Source organism: Paenibacillus sp. FSL W7-1332 (assembly GCF_037969785.1).
GTDB lineage: Bacteria > Bacillota > Bacilli > Paenibacillales > Paenibacillaceae > Paenibacillus_AQ.
This window is the reverse complement of the sequence record NZ_CP150209.1, coordinates 1,786,313-1,804,508: the sequence shown is the minus strand read 5'-3', so window position 1 is coordinate 1,804,508 and position 18,196 is coordinate 1,786,313. Positions and strand designations below refer to the sequence as shown.

At 48.8% G+C, this 18,196-nt stretch carries 18 protein-coding genes and 1 riboswitch; of the genes, 10 read left to right on the top strand and 8 right to left on the bottom strand.

The features are described from left to right. The first annotated feature begins 44 nt into the window (after positions 1-44). The 5 genes from MKX98_RS07690 to queF all read left to right on the top strand — a co-directional run bounded on the left by MKX98_RS07690 (position 45) and on the right by queF (position 3,540). The gene (locus MKX98_RS07690) at positions 45-749 is read left to right on the top strand and encodes an AIM24 family protein (protein ID WP_194541412.1); all 705 of its coding nucleotides are present in this window, start codon (positions 45-47) and stop codon (positions 747-749) included. A 111-nt stretch (positions 750-860) separates the two neighbouring features. Continuing rightward, a riboswitch (PreQ1 riboswitch) is annotated at positions 861-892 on the top strand. Between the two features lie 134 nt (positions 893-1,026). Continuing rightward, on the top strand, positions 1,027-1,698 hold the full coding sequence (gene queC / locus MKX98_RS07685; protein ID WP_194541411.1) for a 7-cyano-7-deazaguanine synthase QueC: 672 nt from the start codon (positions 1,027-1,029) through the stop codon (positions 1,696-1,698). A 1-nt stretch (position 1,699) separates the two neighbouring features. Then, positions 1,700-2,191, top strand: coding sequence for a 6-carboxytetrahydropterin synthase QueD (gene queD / locus MKX98_RS07680; protein WP_220686200.1), 492 nt, complete (start codon positions 1,700-1,702; stop codon positions 2,189-2,191). Between the two features lie 73 nt (positions 2,192-2,264). Continuing rightward, positions 2,265-2,975, top strand: a complete 711-nt coding sequence (gene queE / locus MKX98_RS07675) for a 7-carboxy-7-deazaguanine synthase QueE (protein ID WP_233355165.1) — start codon at positions 2,265-2,267, stop codon at positions 2,973-2,975. A 67-nt stretch (positions 2,976-3,042) separates the two neighbouring features. Further along, complete coding sequence (gene queF / locus MKX98_RS07670) at positions 3,043-3,540, top strand: preQ(1) synthase (protein ID WP_009591586.1); 498 nt, start codon at positions 3,043-3,045, stop codon at positions 3,538-3,540. 121 nt (positions 3,541-3,661) lie between these two features. On the opposite strand, the gene MKX98_RS07665 is transcribed toward queF, so the two are convergent. The 3 genes from MKX98_RS07665 to MKX98_RS07655 form a co-directional block, all read right to left on the bottom strand. Next, on the bottom strand, positions 3,662-4,567 hold the full coding sequence (locus MKX98_RS07665; protein ID WP_220686201.1) for an EcsC family protein: 906 nt from the start codon (positions 4,565-4,567) through the stop codon (positions 3,662-3,664). A 185-nt stretch (positions 4,568-4,752) separates the two neighbouring features. Further along, entirely contained in the window at positions 4,753-5,226 is a 474-nt protein-coding gene (locus tag MKX98_RS07660) for a DNA starvation/stationary phase protection protein (RefSeq protein WP_220686202.1), read from the bottom strand. 205 nt (positions 5,227-5,431) lie between these two features. Continuing rightward, complete coding sequence (locus MKX98_RS07655; protein ID WP_194541406.1) at positions 5,432-6,880, bottom strand: potassium/proton antiporter; 1,449 nt, start codon at positions 6,878-6,880, stop codon at positions 5,432-5,434. A 193-nt stretch (positions 6,881-7,073) separates the two neighbouring features. On the opposite strand from MKX98_RS07655, the gene MKX98_RS07650 reads away from it, so the two are divergent. After that, positions 7,074-8,183, top strand: coding sequence for a GNAT family N-acetyltransferase (locus MKX98_RS07650; RefSeq protein ID WP_339222424.1), 1,110 nt, complete (start codon positions 7,074-7,076; stop codon positions 8,181-8,183). A 193-nt stretch (positions 8,184-8,376) separates the two neighbouring features. Here MKX98_RS07650 and MKX98_RS07645 read toward each other — a convergent pair whose 3' ends face one another. After that, entirely contained in the window at positions 8,377-8,745 is a 369-nt protein-coding gene (locus MKX98_RS07645) for a hypothetical protein (RefSeq protein ID WP_220686204.1), read from the bottom strand. 76 nt (positions 8,746-8,821) lie between these two features. Beyond that, positions 8,822-9,484 carry a general stress protein gene (locus MKX98_RS07640; RefSeq protein WP_194541403.1) on the bottom strand — a complete coding sequence of 221 codons (663 nt, stop codon included), beginning with the start codon at positions 9,482-9,484 and terminating at the stop codon, positions 8,822-8,824. A gap of 235 nt (positions 9,485-9,719) precedes the next feature. Between MKX98_RS07640 and MKX98_RS07635 the strand changes: the two genes are divergently transcribed. Both MKX98_RS07635 and MKX98_RS07630 read left to right on the top strand, forming a co-directional pair. Continuing rightward, positions 9,720-10,673: a hypothetical protein gene (locus MKX98_RS07635; RefSeq protein ID WP_194541402.1), complete on the top strand. Its 954-nt coding sequence runs from the start codon at positions 9,720-9,722 to the stop codon at positions 10,671-10,673. 72 nt (positions 10,674-10,745) lie between these two features. After that, a complete protein-coding gene (locus MKX98_RS07630) occupies positions 10,746-10,985 on the top strand; it encodes an NHLP leader peptide family RiPP precursor (RefSeq protein ID WP_194541401.1) in 240 nt (79 codons plus the stop codon). A 94-nt stretch (positions 10,986-11,079) separates the two neighbouring features. Here MKX98_RS07630 and MKX98_RS07625 read toward each other — a convergent pair whose 3' ends face one another. The 3 genes from MKX98_RS07625 to MKX98_RS07615 all read right to left on the bottom strand — a co-directional run bounded on the left by MKX98_RS07625 (position 11,080) and on the right by MKX98_RS07615 (position 16,682). Beyond that, the gene (locus MKX98_RS07625) at positions 11,080-12,969 is read right to left on the bottom strand and encodes a sensor histidine kinase (RefSeq protein ID WP_194541400.1); all 1,890 of its coding nucleotides are present in this window, start codon (positions 12,967-12,969) and stop codon (positions 11,080-11,082) included. A 149-nt stretch (positions 12,970-13,118) separates the two neighbouring features. Beyond that, the gene (locus MKX98_RS07620) at positions 13,119-15,026 is read right to left on the bottom strand and encodes an ATP-binding protein (protein WP_339222421.1); all 1,908 of its coding nucleotides are present in this window, start codon (positions 15,024-15,026) and stop codon (positions 13,119-13,121) included. A 204-nt stretch (positions 15,027-15,230) separates the two neighbouring features. Beyond that, positions 15,231-16,682 (bottom strand): SulP family inorganic anion transporter, encoded by a 1,452-nt coding sequence (locus MKX98_RS07615; RefSeq protein ID WP_071223508.1) that lies wholly within the window; start codon positions 16,680-16,682, stop codon positions 15,231-15,233. Positions 16,683-17,025: 343 nt separating this feature from the next. Here MKX98_RS07615 and MKX98_RS07610 point away from each other — a divergent pair, with 343 nt between their 5' ends. After that, positions 17,026-17,721, top strand: coding sequence for a hypothetical protein (locus tag MKX98_RS07610; protein WP_339222418.1), 696 nt, complete (start codon positions 17,026-17,028; stop codon positions 17,719-17,721). Positions 17,722-18,001: 280 nt separating this feature from the next. Next, positions 18,002-18,178 (top strand): hypothetical protein, encoded by a 177-nt coding sequence (locus MKX98_RS07605; RefSeq protein WP_201259445.1) that lies wholly within the window; start codon positions 18,002-18,004, stop codon positions 18,176-18,178. Positions 18,179-18,196: the final 18 nt, after the last annotated feature.

The following is an 18,196-nucleotide window of genomic DNA, read 5'->3' as shown; positions in this document are numbered from 1 at the left end:
TATCCGGATTCCTATCATCCAACCAGGCAAAAGGAGGCGCGGCCATGATTATCCGAATGGAAGATGCAGCCGGCAGCGGAGCGGGACAAGCGGTTACGTTCTCCCTGACTGAAGGGGACACGGCCCATGTCCTCCATCCTGAGCAAATCGTTGCCTATCGGGGGCCCTCCTCCGGACGCAGCGACCGTCTCATGAACGTAAAGGGCATATACCGCAAGAAAAAACTGATTCGAGCCGATATTACAGGGCCCAGTCAGTTTACGGCTGCGCTCCCCCCAGGCTTCAATATGCATGAAATTGAGCTGGAAGGCGAACAGGACATGCTCTATGATTTTCGGCATGTTTTCTTTTATACCCAGCATGTTACGATGCAGACACGAATCCTTAAGATCAAGAACATGCTGGTCACGCGAGACGCGATTAAGATGAAGTTTTCCGGAAATGGCAGCATCGGCATTTTGACCCAAGGTCCGGTATGTAAAGTCAAGCTGCATCCTACCGAGCCGTTGTATGTGGACGCCGGGAGCATCATCGCCTATCCGGAAGCGGCCAAGCTGGACCTGACCGTATACGGCAATCATCTGGCCAGCCAACATATGAACTACCACTGGAAGCTGACCGGTGACGGTTACGTGTTGTTTCAAGCGGGACGCCAGAATCAGCGACTCGTGGACGAATTAAACGATGAAGGCATCATCAAGCGTTTTCTGCGGGAAGCAATTCCCTTTGGCGGAGTGTTTATCAAATAATCGGGCCGTGTTATAATGGAGGGCGTAATCAGACTGCATGCTGGATTCTAACACCTTATGCGGTCACAAGGACAACAGAAGACAATCCATACGCCTATCGCGGTGTGTGGGAGAGGTTCGTGAACTCCCTCTATAAAAAACTATCGTGTCTTATTCGGTGCTGCACCCTAAGAATAAGGCTTGTTTTTTTACGGATTCAGTTCAATGAACTTCTCTTTCTTCTACAGGTTCAGCCCTTTCGGCTGTTCTTAAAATATGAAGGATGAGAGGTTTTTTTATGCTTAAAAATGAAAAAGCGGTCGTTGTTTTCAGCGGTGGTCAAGACAGCACCACCTGCCTGTTCTGGGCGAAGGAACGCTTCGCCGAAGTGGAAACCGTAACCTTTGATTATGGCCAACGCCATAAGCTTGAAATAGAATGCGCGGCACAGATCGCCAAGGAACAAGGCGTGAAGCAAACCGTGCTTGATATGAGCCTGCTGAATCAGCTGGCACCGAATGCGCTGACGCGCAGCGATATCGAAATTGCCGAAGGCGACGGCTTGCCCACTACGTTTGTGGAGGGACGAAACCTGCTGTTCCTCAGCTTTGCCGCTGTGTTGGCCAAGGGGATCGGTGCCAAACATCTGATCACGGGCGTATGCGAAACGGATTTCAGCGGTTATCCCGATTGCCGGGATAGCTTCATCAAGTCACTCAACGTTACGCTGAATCTGGCCATGGATTACCCGTTCGTCATTCACACGCCGCTCATGTGGCTCGACAAGTCGGAAACCTGGGAGCTAGCCGACCAGATGAATGCACTTGAATACATTCGCGACCATACGTTAACCTGCTATAACGGCATCAAGGGCGATGGTTGCGGGGAATGTCCTGCATGCAAGCTGAGAAAAGCCGGGCTCGATAACTATATGCAGCGCCGTAATCATGTATCCGAAGGGGGCGTCTGATATGAGCCGCGAGCCCGGGGCTTTCCGCATTGTAGAGCATCTGCAGAAGCTTGGCGAGGACATCGATGCCGGAAACCTGCGTTACCATCGGAAGCGGGTGCTTGTCTCTAAGGAGTTTACCTTCGATGCTGCCCATCATCTGCATTGCTATGAGGGTAAATGCAAGAACCTGCACGGCCACACATACAAAGTGGTCTTTGGTATCAGCGGTACTCCCAATGAAGTGGGCATTACCGTGGATTTCGGGGACATTAAGGACTGCTGGAAAACGGACATTGAACCTTATCTGGATCACCGTTACTTGAACGAGACCCTGCCGCCAATGAACACAACAGCGGAAAACATGGTGGTCTGGCTGTTTGAAAAAATGGAAGAATCCCTTCGCAGCAGAGAGTCGCACGAGCAACAAGGCACACGAACCGAATTCGTTCGCCTGTTCGAAACGCCGACCAGCTACGCTGAGGTCAGACGGGAGTGGATGATCGATGAATAATGTGCATGTAAAGCCTGAGAACGATTCAACTGCCTCCTCCCCGGTCATAGCAGTGGACCGTCCGATTCCCGTGATGGAGATTTTCGGTCCTACTGTTCAAGGTGAAGGCATGGTCGTTGGCCGCAAGACCATGTTCGTTCGTACGGCGGGCTGCGATTATCGCTGCTCCTGGTGCGACTCCGCATTTACGTGGGACGGATCCGCCAAAGACACCATTTCGCGCATGAATGCAGACGAAATCTGGCAAGAGCTGTACCGGCTGGGCGGTGAGCGCTTCGATCATGTCACCCTGTCCGGCGGCAATCCCGCTCTTCTCTCGCAGCTCGGCACGCTTGTGGATGAGTTGCACCGACATGGAATCACCGTTGCCGTGGAGACCCAAGGTTCACGCTGGCAGGATTGGCTGAATGACATTGATGAGGTCACCATCTCCCCCAAGCCGCCAAGCTCAGGTATGAATACGGACTGGGGCAAACTCGATGATATCGTCTCCAAGCTGTCCGCTCGGGCGCCCGGCAGATCCTTCAGCCTCAAGGTTGTCGTATTTGACGATAAAGACCTCAGCTATGCGGAAACGGTCCATGAGCGATACCCGAACGTGCCGTTTTATTTGCAGACCGGCAATCCCGATGTAGGTACAGGCGATACCACTTCGCTGGTCTCCCATCTGCTGGATCGGTACGAGTTGCTTGTCGATGCCGTCATGCAATCCGACCGGTTGAACGATGTGCGTGTCCTGCCGCAATTGCATACGCTCGTTTGGGGCAATAAACGCGGCGTGTGACGTTATAATAAAAAATACGCTGCGCCTGATTGAGCATTTATTCATTTTAATAAAGGAGCTACCTTATATGGCTGGAAGACAAAAAGAAGAAATGGAAGACGTTACCCTGCTCGGCAACCAAGGCACGAAATATACGTTTGAATATGATCCCGGCATATTGGAGAGCTTTGACAACAAGCATCCTTACCGCGACTATTTCGTCAAATTCAACTGTCCCGAATTTACAAGCTTGTGCCCGATCACAGGACAGCCGGACTTTGCGACCATCTACATCAGCTACATTCCGGATATCAAGATGGTGGAGAGCAAGTCCTTGAAGCTGTACCTGTTCAGCTTCCGCAATCATGGGGACTTTCATGAGGACTGCGTCAATATCATCATGAATGACCTCATCAAACTGATGGATCCGAGATATATCGAGGTATGGGGCAAATTTACCCCGCGGGGCGGCATTTCCATCGATCCGTATTGCAATTACGGTCGTCCGGGGACCAAATACGAGGAGATCGCTGCAAACCGTCTGATGAATCATGACCTCTATCCGGAAAAAGTGGACAACCGATAGGTAGCCTTTTTCCTGAATGATGTCAGTTCTAATTTCATAAATTTATAATGATGATAAAAAGGGTTGCCCGCATAAGGTGGGCAACCCCTTTTTTTGTCATTTTATCAGGAGGACTACACGATTACAGGGGATATTCCATTTTCTTAAGCCGGTAATTCAGACGCCGCTTCTTGTACAGCATTTTCCCCGCTTCGGCCACATCGCTGATCGTCCCTTTGTTGCTGATCGAACCGAATACAATCCCGGCGATCGGAATCAGCTGAAACAGCTTCTTCATCCCGAAGTTATCGGTATAAGACTGAACGACTTCACGCCAGCCCTGCAGCTGTGAGAATACCTGCTCTGTCATTTGTTCATCATCAAAAGTGGCGAGTTCCTCGAGCACCGCTTTTTTTCCCACGATATCGGCAGATGCAAACTGCAAGCACTTCACGATAAACACCCGCTCCCGGGGATCGTTCGGATCATAACCGTAACAAAGCGCCATCTCCTGCAGCACCTTAAGCGATTGACCGAGCACCATCGGCAGATCGGCCGCTATCGTAAATATCCCCCCGATTCCCGTGGCTGCTCCTTGCGCTGCGGCGAATTTGACTCGTTTTACCGTCAGCGTATCCGCTGCAGTATCCATGACTTGGAGCGGCAGCTTCGCGGCAGATGCCAGCGTAAGCCCGGAAGTCGACGCCACCCCCTCTTCGTTCTCATCTTCAATGGATTCCTCCTGAGCGGACTTTACGGAAGGGCCGGAAACCGCATTCGGACCGTCCAATCCCGCTGCCTGTGCCAGAACGTTCATAACCGCCTTCTCGCGAACCAGATGCTTCCCGCCGCTCTGAATAAATCCGCCTACCTCATTCAAGGCGTTTCCGATTTTCTCTTGAACAGCCTTGGGCGTGAGGCGATCCAGCAGCATGAAAGGAATTCTACCGAGCTTCTCCCAGAACATGACATCCTTCTGCTCTTTCTCCCATTTCAAAATCTCTTGAAGCTGCGACTCCAGCTGTTGTCGTGATTCCATCTCTGTCATCCTCACTACTCCTATCCAACATTAAAAGTAACTATAAACTGTATACGCAGTTCAATTGAAGAAAGACGCAATAAATTTCAAATTTAATCTTACAACATCACAAGCAAGATTAACAAAAAGAGACCAACCCCATCAGGTCGATCTCCCTCTTTATTATCGCAATCCGTCAGGCGACAGATGTGAAATTATTTACCCAAGAAGGCATTCAGCATCCAGGTATGCTTCTGTACATCGCTGACCATGCCGGTCAACAGATCGGATGTAGCGTCGTCCCCTTCTTGATCTGCGGCTTCGATTCCCGCCTTCAGTTCGCCGGCAAGCTGCTCGAAATCCGCAACCAGCCGTCCGACCATCTGCTCGGCCGTGTTTTCATCGGAAACCTCTTTCAGCGTGGCCAGGTTCAGATATTGCGCCATACTGGCTGCCGGTTTGCCGCCAATGGCCAGCATCCGCTCTGCCAGCTCATCCACATAACCAGCTGCAGTGTTGTACAGTTCCTCGAATTTCTCGTGCAGCATGTAGAACTGAGGACCTTTTACATACCAGTGATAGTGGTGAAGCTTCACGCCAAGCAAACTCCAATTGGCTACCTGCGTGTTCAAAATTTGTTGAAGTTCATTGGTTGTCGTTCCTTGTGTTTGTTGGGTAAAGTTACTCATCTATATCGTCTCCTTTGTTATTGTATTTAGACTTATTCTAAATCCTTGTATTGATCATAACAGATTCTCGTCTCTTTTGCAAAGGGAATCGGAAACTTAAGATGAAGATAGGATGAAGAAATTACCTTCTATTTATTCCTATCCTAATTTATTTTTAAGATCAACTGCTATGATAGGCATCATATTTCTCCGGCTGCAAGTAACCTTAAGACAACCCCAGGATCGTTTTCATTTCCTTCCGCTTTTGCTTCGGATTCATCACATACAACGTATCCCCTGCCTCTATGACCGTACTCCCCTTAGGCGTAATGATCCGCTTCTCCCGAATAATAGCCGTAAAGAGGATATCGTCCGGCAGATTCAGCTGCTGAATCTCCTTGCCGATAATGGGCATCTCCCCATCCACCAGAATATGGTTGATCTCGGAATCCGTTTTTCCAAGAGCCATTAACTCTAATAAAGTCGGTGCTTTGGCTTTATCCTTCTCCACCAGCGAAAGCATCTGCGTGAGCGGAGAGATCGTGGTGCCTTGGATCACCGCTGAGGTCAACACAACAAAGAACACGACATTAAAAAACAATTCTCCATGCTTGATTCCCGCCAGAACGGGATATGTAGCCAGGACGATCGGTACGGCCCCGCGAAGGCCCGCCCATGAAATTAATATTTTCTCCCGCATGGCAAATTTGGTAAACAACAGGCTGCTGAACACGCCGATCGGCCTGGCTATAAATATGAGAATCAGGGACAATAACAGTCCTTGCCATACAACCTCCGACAGCTCATTCGGGAAAACAAGCAGCCCGAGCAGGACAAACATGACGATCTGCATCATCCAGGCGAAACCTTGGTTAAATGCCTGAATCGTCTTCCGGTATGTCAGTTCGGTATTGCCGAGCAGCAAAGCCATCACGTATACGGCGAGCAGACCGCTGGCTCCAAGCCAAGCGGCGGCGGCATACGACATCACGGCGAATCCCAGTGCCGTTACGGGATATAAGCCCGAGGAATCGAAATTGATACGATTGATCACATATACGGCCAGCATGCCGATAAGAACACCGACAACCAGACCCAGTCCCATCTCCATTACGAACGAAAAAATAAGACCTATCAAATTCAGTTCCGGGTATTCGATCCATTCGATAAGGGATACGGTTAGAAATACCGCCATCGGGTCATTGCTTCCGGATTCAGCCTCCAGCGTCATTCGAATCCGTTTCTTCAAATTCGTTCCGCCGAGTACCGAGAAGACGGCCGCCGCGTCCGTCGAACCAACAATCGCACCAATTAACAACCCCTCTTGTAACGAAATATCCAGAATGAATGCAGCGCATATTCCGACGACAACCGTTGTCAGCAACACACCTATCGTTGCAAGTGAAATGGCCGTCCCCATAACCGGCTTGATTTCTTTGAAATCGGTCTGCATCCCGCCCTGAAACAATATGACAATCAACGCAAATATGCCGACCAGCTGTGTGAGCTCCGCATTATCGTAATAAATGAAGCGGCTGAGAATCATCCCGATGGCAATAAACAGCACCAGGGCGGGCATGCCGAAGCGAGAAGAAAATTTGGTGGTCAATACACCTGTCACTAGCAAGGCGCCGCATAATAAAATCATGGAATCAACAAAACTTGGCAAGCTCATCCCTCCGGTGCGTCAAATTCGTACATTATATTACCCGAAAATCATCGCTTCCTCGCACACAATAACTACTCCATCGGTCAAAGATTAACGGCGGAGCTGGCAGACAAGAAATTTGCAAACGTTTACTGGAAATTCCACGCCCAATGACTTTATACTGGTAACAAGCGACATACATAGGGGAGGCGTCAATCGAGTGAACATATCTATTATGAAAAGCGATCAACTACATCAAGCTGTTGAGCTGTCCGACCGTATATTTCTGAAGCAGCCGGAACAGCCTTCTATGGGGGTATCCTTTCCTCCGATATTCTCGCCGGGAATCAGCCATTCCTACGGTGCATGGGATCAAGACAAACTCGTTTCATTCATGGGATTCGTACCATTTACCATTCAAACTCGCGGTGCTCGTTTAAATGTCTACTCCATCGGCTCCGTCTGCACAGATCCGGAATACCGGGGTCAGCGACTCGCAGGCAGTCTCCTGGAACAGTGTATCCGTCATGGCGAAGCTACGGGGGCATCCTTAATCCTCATTTCCGGCGGAAGATCCCTGTATACCCGGGCAGGCAGCCGTTTGTTCGGCCGTGCACTCCGGTTTCGTCTAGACCGGGCCGTCATGGAGCCCTTACGGGCGGTAACGGGAAAACAAGTGCGCATCCGGGCAATGCAGCCGCAGGATTTATTCCACCTTCAAAAGCTCATGGAACAGCGGGAAGCCGGTTATGTTACCACAGCTTCGGAGCTTAACAATCTGCTGGGTGCAAGCGCCTATTCCAACGTGATCCGTCTCGAGCAGCAGGTGCTTGTCGCCGAAGAAAACGGCGTGTTGACTGCATTTGCTATCATCGCAGTACCCGGAGCTGTGATGACTCCTTCGAGAGAATCTACCCTTGTAGAATGGGGGGGAAGCCCTGAAGCGGCTGCGCTGGTCATAGCCGAGGCGATCTCTTCCTTCAATCTGTCAGAGCTAACCGTTCCGCTGCCATGGCAGGATAAAGAGCTGGCAGCGTTAATCCAATCCGCCGGCATCAAGCCTGAATATATTCAGAATGAGGGGACCGTGTATTTGGTTAGCGGCCCGGAACTGCTCCGTCAGCTGGCTCCCCTGCTGCCAGAGGGGTTGATTCAGGCAGATGGCGAGCATGGTCCTTACCGTCTTGCCTTGAACAATGAAGTATTGGAACTGGATGATGAGGGTTTGCTCTCGATTCTGTTTGATCCGGAATCCTCTTATCGGGCTAACGGAAGCATAACCTTTGAACCTATCCCTCTCCCGTACACAGCGGGTCTTCAATATATTTGACGCAGATACTGAAGGTGCATTTGATTCCTTCCCCTAGCGGGGAGGTCATGTGCACCCTTTTTATTTAATTGGTTATGGATCTGAATCTATTACCCGACAGTACAGCGCTGCTATTCATACCAACGATGGTCGTTCGCCTATTTTTAACTGGATATGTGCCCTTCACCTCCGCTTCCACATAGGATGAAATAACCTATCTGATAGAAAGAGGTGCATGGCTTGAGTCATCATCCAAAAAGAGGCCTGCAATCCCAAACAAGCCTGGGTATTCCAGGGCTTTTCCCCGGATACCCGTTCTATCCTTATCCATACTATCCACCTTATTATCCGATCTATCCTTTCCCTCCGTTTTATCCGGGATATCCCGGTCACGGATTTCCTGGACACGGATTTCCTGGACACGGGCATGGACATGGCCCATGGCATCCTGGCGGACCGGGACACGGACCGGGTCCGTGGCATCCAGGCGGTCCTGGTGGTCCCAGACACGGACACGGTCCTGTCGGCGGTCCCGGTTACGGGCCGAGGGGAGCACAGAGACTGCGCAGTAAGCGGTAAACACTCGCTAACGCGCATAACAACCCGCCCGGTTCATCCCGGGCGGGTTGTTATTGATAATCCATATCTATAAATGGCCTTTACCGTCTCTTCGAGATCTCATCCCGATCCGGACTTATGGCACCGCCATTACCATCACCATAACCTTGATACAGATTAGGGTCCGGAACCGCATCCTCGGTGGCAGCCGCTGCTTCGGAGCGTGAATCTACCGGCGCACCGGAACCGCTATAGGTGCCTTCCTCACGGTAATGATGTTCATTAAGGGCGCTATTGCTGCGGAATATATCATATACCCGGCCACCGTTCGTTTCATCTGCATCCACCATGACCAGAATATGGCCTTCATCTACATAGCCCCCATATTCCTCGGCTTGCTCTTCCGGAATTCCGAGTCCAATGAGACCGCCTACCAATCCGCCCGCGCCGGCGCCAACGGCTGCTCCCGTAAGGGTTGCCGCGATCGGACCAGCCGCGACGATCGGACCAATGCCTGGAATGGCCAATGCACCTAAGCCGGCCAGCAATCCGGTTACGCCGCCTAACACACCGCCTGTAGCCGCACCGGATGCCAAGCCCTCAGGCGCCTTGGTGCCGGTCTCCTCCTGAATATGAGAAGATTCTCCGCGATCTTTGGCAATGACAGAGATTTCATCGGCTCTGAAACCTTGCTGCTTTAGTTCCTCAATGGCCCGGGTTGCTTCCTGCTCCGTCCGAAAAGCTCCTACAATTTTCTGAGTCATATGAATTCCTCCTAATGGTCATTTTCGGTTATCGCTGTACATTCCTAACTTAAACGCCAGCCGCCATAATCAAACAAAAAAACTGATGTAGTGTCTGTAATAGGCCTCCCCGCAGCACCAATAACCCCATAATTATCCAGTTTTAAAGACTGGTAATATTTAACTTTATAAATATTCATGTTAATATAGCAAGTAAGCACTTGTACCTTAAAAATAGAATAGGGTTGGTGATTGCATGAACTGGTTCAAGCCGTTCGAGGACGATCTTGCTGCCGCATTCTCTGTCTGCGAAGCAAGGTTATCCGAGCTCCCTGCTCCCTTGAATGAAATCGGTCTTTCCTACTTGAGAAAGTTTGACGTGTTCGAGCAGGACAGTTCCAAAAATTACATTTGTTATCTGCTTCCATTCTGGATGAAAGAACTGACCGAACTCCCCGCCGATGTATACCGACACCTCTCAGCGGCCAACATTATCGGCATGTTATACTACTTCATTCAAGACGACATAATGGACTCGCCCCATGACAGTCAGTCTTCCACAGATTCGAAACATCATCTCGCACTTGCTAACCTGCTGTATTACGAATTTCTCACATCCTATCAACCCTATTTTCCAGCAAACTCCGACTTCTGGTCTTATTTCAAAAACTACACGTTTGAATGGTCGGAAGGCGTTATCCATGAAACCCAGGATGATTACTTCAAGCACAACCCTATCATGGTTGCAAAAAAGGCAGCTCCCGTAAAGCTGGGAAGCACGGCAGCATTGCTTTTATCTGATCAAGCAGGCCTCATTCCACGAACGAATGATGTAATGAACCATGTTTTGCTTACCTTGCAGATGATGGACGATTGGACCGATTGGAAACAGGATCTTGCGGATGGCAGCTACAATTGTCTGCTGTCTCTCATTAAATCGGAATTGGGACGACCACGCGACACGAATCTGACGATGGCCGAAGTTCAAGAAGCCATCTATATCAACAACGCGTTGAAGCCCTATGCAGACATTGCGGCAGCGACCCATGCCTTTCTCTTATCGGTAGATATAGACGCCCCCCATCTCATCTCCTTTCATCAAACGATGGTGGACGAGCTTCAAGCCGAAGCAAATCATATCGAAAACAGTAAAGAAACCCTTTCTTTTGGCGGATTAAACTATTACTTGTCTATTCTAAGCAAAAAATAATAGATTTTATATTTGTTCCATGGTATTCTTTAAGAGTAAAAAATAACCAATTTATTTGAAAGGGTGATTCTTATGACGACAGAAGCCATCTTTCAAACACAATTGATTCAAAAAGCTTGGGAGGATCCTAGCTTTAAGGCAAAATTGCTTAGCGATCCGAAATCCGCCATCAAGGAAGTTCTTGGGGTGCGGATTCCCGACCACATCGAGATTCGAACGCTTGAAGAGAACCCTAACGAGCTGTATCTGGTCATTCCTCCGAATCCATCAGGCGTGATCAAGTCAGAAGCCACAGCAAAAGCCATCTGGTAAAGACTACATAACAGCTTGGACATTTCATAAATAGATGTTATCGGCACAAAGAGTGGGGACGATCGCCGTCAAAGCGCTGCCGCAGCTTAGCGAATTATTCGCCAGCTGCGGGAAGCGTAATGACAGCATCCGTCCCCACTCCTTTTTTACTCGTAAAATAAATGTCTCCATTCATGGCCTCGATAATTCGGAAGGTCACCATCAGACCAAGCCCCGTGCCCTTGGTTTTGTTGGAGAAATAAGGCTCTCCCAGCCGTGCCAACACATCCGGCTCCATCCCTTCGCCATTATCTATAACATGAATAAATACCTGGTCCTGCTGACGATAGCACCTTATATGAACCAATCCCTCTTCGCCCAGCGCCTCGATGCTATTCTTAACAATGTTGATAAAAGCCTGCTTAAATTTCGAGGAATTCCCCCGAATCGTAATATCCTCCGGAATATCAACGGTAATCCTGCCTCCTTGGAGGTGGGCAAGCGGACCAAGTATGCCTTCGATATGTTTAAACTCCTCCGCAACCCGTAGCACGGTGTCTTTGCCGAATTCCGGTTTGGCAAAGGTCAAGAAATCCGTAATAATGCCGGATGCACGGTCTAATTCCACCAGAGCCAAATCCAAATATTCGCGTTCCGTGGCTTGGGCTTTTCCAGTTAGAAGCTGCAGGAATCCCCGCGTAACTTGCAGCGGGTTACGAACCTCATGCGCAACCGATGCTGCAAGCTCACTGATGATCTCCATTTTCTCCGATCGCTGCAGTTCATTGTTGAACATCTCAAGCTCCTTGGAGTATTGAAGAATCCGTTCGTGGTTTTTGGCAAAATGCCGTCCCAGAATGACAATCAAGGCAATAATGAAGCTGACAATCCCCCATTTCCAGAGGAAGAGATTGTAGCTGCCACGGGTGAGGAAAAATTGCAGCAGCTCGCTTAAGCCCACAACTGCGAAGATTGCAAAGCCTGCATTAAAAATAACAGCGTCCTTATTACCCTTCACGGCATAATACATGGAGCTTCCGACCAGCAAAACAAATTGAACGATCATCACAATACCCATTACATGAACGGAGAAGAAATAATACAGATCGAACCATTGATTCGAACCCCATTGATTAACAATCAGAAACAGCCCGCAAAACAGCGAGTAAAATATCTGGAACTTGCGGAGTTTGCGCAGCAAGCCCTTCCAGCCGGGTCCAAAGATGGTTTCAAAAAAGAGACTGAACGAAGGAAGTAAGATAAATAATGAGATGTCATATAAGTGAGTGTAAATATTTCCATATTGATTAAAAATCGTATAAAGAAACGGGGAGTATGTAAACACCAGTATGCCTACAGATAAAATAATGCAAGAAAGGGATAATACAGCGACCAAATATTTTCTATTCAAAAAAATAGCGCAGATCAACATCACCAATGCGATAAATATAAAGGCGCTCCCAAGAATGATGTCCATTAAATTCGACTTGATAAACCGATTAAACATGTCCTGATAATCGCCGACAAGGATTTTCCCTTCAATCGTCACATGATCTCTAGCGGTCTCCAGCCAGATGTGAAGGTCCTTGCCGAGCATGTTCTGATGCAGAGGAAGCAAGATGTAATTAAGCTCATAATTGTACGTTCGGGTAGATTCGTAAATCTTCTCATGGTTCGCATAAACCGCAACCTGCTGTCCGTGGAGCTTATCAATCAAAATGCCAGGGGATGTGGATGCGATCTCGGGAATCTTCATATGAATCCACGCGGATGCCTTGGTATGCGGCTTAAAAGGCTTCGAATCACCGGCCGAAGTTTCCATCCAGTCATTGATATGGACGGGGACGCTCTCTGGTATCCCCCGGGACTCCGACCAGAGGATTCTCCACTCCTTAATCGCTGCACGAACTGCCGTTTCTTCGGTGGCAAAGACAAGCCTGGGGAGCCCCTGGCTTAAAGTAAATACGATGATCAGGAACACAGCGATTCTCCATCCAGACTTCATTGACGCACCTCAAACATTATAATGAGTGAAACTCTTACTGTGTTATTCGATGCAACAAAACCTTCCACCTTCTAAAATTCGGAAAAATGATAAAATTTTCTATTATAGATGTAACAAAGAGAGACACCGTTATGGCATCTCTCTTCCATTTATACTTCCGATTCCTGCGTAGCAGGTACGGCCGGAAAGCGTATAATGGCCTCGGTCCCGCTGCCCTTCTCACTAACAAAATGAATGGTGCCATGCATCGCTTCGATGATTCGAATGGTAACCATCAAGCCAAGCCCCGTCCCTTTGGATTTATTGGAGAAGTAAGCCTCGCCAAGTCTCTCAAGATCGGCAGCATCCATTCCGATGCCGTCATCTTTGATATGAATGACCACTTCTTCTCCCTTGGCATAGGCCCATATGCGAATAACCCCTTCTCCATCCAGTGCTTCGATACTATTCTTGACGATATTAATCATCGCTTGTTTAAGTTTGGAAGAATTACCCTTCATGAATAATTCCTTTGCGTTATCCAGTTCGATCGAGCCTCCGCTAAGATTGGCAAGCGGCAGCAGGATGCCTTTTACGTGCTTCAACTCTTCATACACATTCAGCTTGGTCTCGTTCTCTAATTGAGGCTTAGCAAATGTGAGGAAATCCGTGATGATTCCCGAAGCCCGATCCAGCTCCTTCAGCGCCAGGCCAAAATACTCCTTCTCCGCCTGTTTGGTGTTCTGTGCCAGCAGCTGCATGAAGCCGCGTGTCACTTGCAGTGGATTACGAACCTCGTGTGCTACTGAGGCGGCCAGCTCGCTGATGATCTCCATCTTCTCCGATCGCTGAAGCTCATTATTAAACATCTCCAGTTTCCTGGAATACTGCAGCACTTGCTCATGGCTGCGGACGAATTTACGGCCCAGCATGACGATCAAGGAGACAATCAGTCCGATAATGCCCCACTTCCATAAAAAGAAATGATATTCCCCGTCATGGTAATAAAAAGCCAGCAGATCTCCGAGCGTCGCTAACGCCATTATCCCAAAGCCTACAGAAAAGATATAAGCGTCCTTGTTCCGCTTGGATGCATACAGAATCGTAGTACCGACCAGCAGCAGCATCTGCAGGATAATCAGAATACCCAGGATCTTCACCGAAACCAAATAGTAGATCTCGTAAAATGAATGATGGCTGACCACATGGGCAACTAGAAATATCAGGCATATGACGGAATAGGCTATTTGAAATCTTCGGCAGTAGCGAATGACTCGATAGGGCCCGGGGCCATACATATTCTCAAAATAGTAATACAGCGCCGGCAGCACGGCGAAGAGTGAAATATCAAACACCGAGACCCACACGCTGCCTTGCTCTCCATAGAAAGTGTATAGGAACGGTGAATACGTAATAAGCATAGCCCCGCTTGCCAGAATAACCACGCTAAGCGACAGCCAGCTGGATACCGTATGCTTCGGGAGGAACAAGCAGCAAAAGAACATGACCACCGCAATAAACAGAAACGAGCTGCCCAATATGAAATCTTCCAGGTCCTTCTTGATAAAGTTTCCACGCAAATGCTCATATTCGCCAAGTATAATATCGCCTTCGATGCCTAACGTCATATCCTTTACGCCGTTCGTCCATATATAAACGGTCTTGCCGGCATCATCCGGATGGACCGGAAGCAGAAGAGAATGATTCGTGTACATATAGTCTCGCTTGGCTTCATACATCTGTTCATTCTCCAAGAAAGCCACAACATCCTGTCCCTTGATGCGGTCAATCATGATGGCCGAATGTTTCCAAGGGAGAGCAGGTAAAGTAAAACGATTCCATGCTGAATACACCCCATCTGACTCGGGGGGGCCCTTCTTGTCTGGTATTCCCGCCAACCAGCTTCTTCCCTGCAGGTTGACCGGCGAAACAACCTCCTGTTGTTCGTTATCCCACATAAACTGCCAATCGGATATCACGATTTGAGAACTCTTTGCGTCCGATTTTCCCGGTGATATGGTCGATATAATCAGCAGCAGCGGCACCACCAGCAGAAGCAGGAATATGGATTTGGGCATATCCTTCATCTAGTCAGCACCTCTAACCGTCTATAGTCAATAAAAGTCCGCATCTTCTCCGTCTTGCCGATTCGACAAACTTCGTGTTCATTTACAATCAATATAACATGAAACGTCTGTTCCGTTTGTAAATTTTTTATTACATACAGGCAAATGAAAAGGGATCGCCCTTAACCCTAAGGTTAAAAGCAATCCCTTACACCTCTAGTGTGTGGAGCTTGAAGCAAGGCCGACTTTATCAACCATCCGCTGACTTTCGTCGTTCAACCCCACGAGCCTGATGTCTTTACCCGCTTCCTTGTACTTATTCAATACCTTGGAAATAGCATTGGTGGCTGACTGATCCCATACATGGGATTTGGAAAAATCAATCACGACCTGCTCAGGGTCCTCATTTACGTCAAACAGGTTTACAAAATACATCATCGTTCCGAAAAATAACTGTCCCCGGATTTCGTATACCTTCGTACCGTTTGGCTGCACATGCGGTACGGCATGGATTTTTGCCATTTTCCAGCCGAAATTCAGCGCGCTTAATATAATTCCGATCATGACCCCGATGGCCAGATTATGCGTGGCCACCACGATGATTACCGTTGCCAGCATGACTATGGCATCACCTAGTGGTACACGATGAAGTGTGCGAAGCGATCCCCATTCAAATGTACCGATGGAAACCATAAACATGACCCCGACAAGCGCTGCCATCGGAATTTGTTTCACGACATCACCGAGCACAATGATCAGAAACAGCAGGAACACACCGGATACCAGCGTTGATAACCGGGTGCGACCGCCTGATTTGACATTAATCACTGTCTGTCCGATCATGGCGCAACCGGCCATGCCGCCGAAGAAACCAGTGATCACGTTGGAAACACCCTGCCCGCGGATTTCGCGGTTCTTGTCGCTGCCGGTCTCCGTCATCTCATCCACGAGTGACGCCGTCAGCAGCGATTCCGTCATCCCGACGACAGCAAGAGCCAGAGATATAGGCAATATCGTCATGATCATATCCAAACTGATGGTTACATTCGGAATGTGGAAGAACGGAAGAGCCTGCGTAATGTTGCCCATGTCGCCCACCGTTTGCACAGGAGCTTTGAACCACACCGCGATGATGGTCATCACAATGATGGCAACTAGCGCCGAAGGAACTGCTTTGGTAATCAGCGGCAGCAAGTAGATGATAAGCAGCGTTCCGATGACCATCAAGTACATGGGCCACGACTCGCCCTTGAAATTCGGAAGCTGGGCCAGAAATATGATGATGGCCAGCGAGTTCACGAATCCGGTGATGACCGGCTGGGGAACAAATGTAATAAACCGCCCGAATTTGAGCGCCCCCATCAACAATTGCAAAATACCTGTAAGAATGGTTGCCGCATACAAATACTCGATCCCGTGCATCGCCACGAGCGGCCCCATTAATGACGCCATGGCCCCTGTTGCTGCGGAGATCATGCCGGGACGGCCGCCAAAGAATGAAATACTGACTGCTATCACAAAAGAGGCATAGAGTCCAACCATGGGATCGACGCCAGCCATGATGGAGAATGCGATCGCTTCCGGTATGAGAGCGAACGCTACCGTCAATCCTGACAAAATATCCCTGCGCGAGTTGCCAAAGAAGCCTTGTTTAATCCATTGAAACAAAGTCCTGATCACTTCCTGTTCTATTATAGTGGTTTGACAATCCACTCTCAGGATTGTCCTGGTCCGATAATCACTTTTTCGATTATAACGGGATCATTTCAAAATTTCATTATTCAATTTAAGGAACCTATCCCACGATATCATTCATTTTCTCCCGTTTGTCTTGAATTACGTCCATTTTTCCAATTTAAAAAATATTCATAATACGGCAAATGACAGGGAAAGATAAAACTTGTTTGGTTTATCATAACCTGAAAAGATCCAAGATTCATTCTTGATTCAGCGGGTAAAGTCGAAGTATAGAAACCTATTGTATTTGAACTCTTGGAAGGAGATGGACCCTATGCGAGACGAAAATAACCGCAATACGCTGGCAGATTTGACATATTTGGAATTCGAGGCCAAACGGAGAGTCGAGGATACGGACATGATTCCACAAGATGATCTGAGAGACGTCAACACCTACACGGAGCAAAGCCTAAGCAGCGAAGACGCGGACCACATCGCCTACGATCAGAATGAAGCTGCGCCTGCGGATGCGAAACCTGACGAACGTCTGAACCCGGATCACAGCGCCATCGATGCATGGGAAGCGACCGGTGCCGATCCCGATCAGCGGACCATTGCCGACGAGAGAAACTTTTCCTCCGGGCTGGCCGAAGCAGACCGAATCGAACGGGATCGACCAGTCGATGAAACTTACATTCGCGATGTCGCAGATGATGTAACGGATCGGGAATGGCGAGCTGTCGAAGGTGAGCCCCCTTCTCGCCCCGGAGACGAAATTATCGGCCAATATTCCGGCGATACAGAACGGCGGCTTGCAGCTGACGCTTCATTAACCGGCAGCGGAACTGCGTTTTTAAATCAGGACATTTTTACGAATTACCCGACCGAAGAAGATGAATACCAGCCGCTGGAGGATGTACCGGATGCGGACGCCATAGCGGCTAACAGCCCGGTGGACCCAGCCGCCCCGCCAACGGAACAGATGCACGGTACCGATCTACTAAACGGCAGCCATGGTGAGGACGACTAAACCTGCAAAACCCGCCTCTCCTAATAGGAAGGCGGGTTTTATACTTGTATGGGTTCGATCCTCTATTTTCCGAATATGATATCCAGCCAGCCGAGAAATGACATCCACAGCAGGATGCCGATCAAGGTACCCCATATGAGTGCTGTTAATATGTTTCCCTTTCTTTCCATGCCTATGCCTCCCATACAACATCTTTTATAGTAAAACAGTATGGGTCGAGCTATCAGTTCTTATACTAGCCAACCATTTCAAAGACTAGATTTAATAGGAGGAACCGCCGATGAAGAAGCATCCTGACGAGAACCCACGTTTAGTGACCGAACGCGACATTGATGAGGATTTTGGCCTGTTTGTCGAGGATTCATATCCGGACAGTATCCCGATACCAGACAGCATCAAACACGAGAAGCCAGATGGCAGTGAAACGAGCAACCGCGGAAACTCTTCATCTTCCTGATCCTTCACACCGGAAATG

Excerpts from the sequence above, each read along its gene's own strand:
- MKX98_RS07690 (WP_194541412.1), top strand. The coding sequence starts at position 45 with ATGATTATCCGAATGGAAGATGCAGCCGGCAGCGGAGCGGGACAAGCG.
- queC (WP_194541411.1), top strand. The coding sequence starts at position 1,027 with ATGCTTAAAAATGAAAAAGCGGTCGTTGTTTTCAGCGGTGGTCAAGAC.
- queD (WP_220686200.1), top strand. The coding sequence starts at position 1,700 with ATGAGCCGCGAGCCCGGGGCTTTCCGCATTGTAGAGCATCTGCAGAAG.
- queE (WP_233355165.1), top strand. The coding sequence starts at position 2,265 with ATGGAGATTTTCGGTCCTACTGTTCAAGGTGAAGGCATGGTCGTTGGC.
- queF (WP_009591586.1), top strand. The coding sequence starts at position 3,043 with ATGGCTGGAAGACAAAAAGAAGAAATGGAAGACGTTACCCTGCTCGGC.
- MKX98_RS07665 (WP_220686201.1), bottom strand. The coding sequence starts at position 4,567 with ATGACAGAGATGGAATCACGACAACAGCTGGAGTCGCAGCTTCAAGAG.
- MKX98_RS07660 (WP_220686202.1), bottom strand. The coding sequence starts at position 5,226 with ATGAGTAACTTTACCCAACAAACACAAGGAACGACAACCAATGAACTT.
- MKX98_RS07655 (WP_194541406.1), bottom strand. The coding sequence starts at position 6,880 with ATGAGCTTGCCAAGTTTTGTTGATTCCATGATTTTATTATGCGGCGCC.
- MKX98_RS07640 (WP_194541403.1), bottom strand. The coding sequence starts at position 9,484 with ATGACTCAGAAAATTGTAGGAGCTTTTCGGACGGAGCAGGAAGCAACC.
- MKX98_RS07635 (WP_194541402.1), top strand. The coding sequence starts at position 9,720 with ATGAACTGGTTCAAGCCGTTCGAGGACGATCTTGCTGCCGCATTCTCT.
- MKX98_RS07630 (WP_194541401.1), top strand. The coding sequence starts at position 10,746 with ATGACGACAGAAGCCATCTTTCAAACACAATTGATTCAAAAAGCTTGG.
- MKX98_RS07625 (WP_194541400.1), bottom strand. The coding sequence starts at position 12,969 with ATGAAGTCTGGATGGAGAATCGCTGTGTTCCTGATCATCGTATTTACT.
- MKX98_RS07620 (WP_339222421.1), bottom strand. The coding sequence starts at position 15,026 with ATGCCCAAATCCATATTCCTGCTTCTGCTGGTGGTGCCGCTGCTGCTG.
- MKX98_RS07610 (WP_339222418.1), top strand. The coding sequence starts at position 17,026 with ATGCGAGACGAAAATAACCGCAATACGCTGGCAGATTTGACATATTTG.
- MKX98_RS07605 (WP_201259445.1), top strand. The coding sequence starts at position 18,002 with ATGAAGAAGCATCCTGACGAGAACCCACGTTTAGTGACCGAACGCGAC.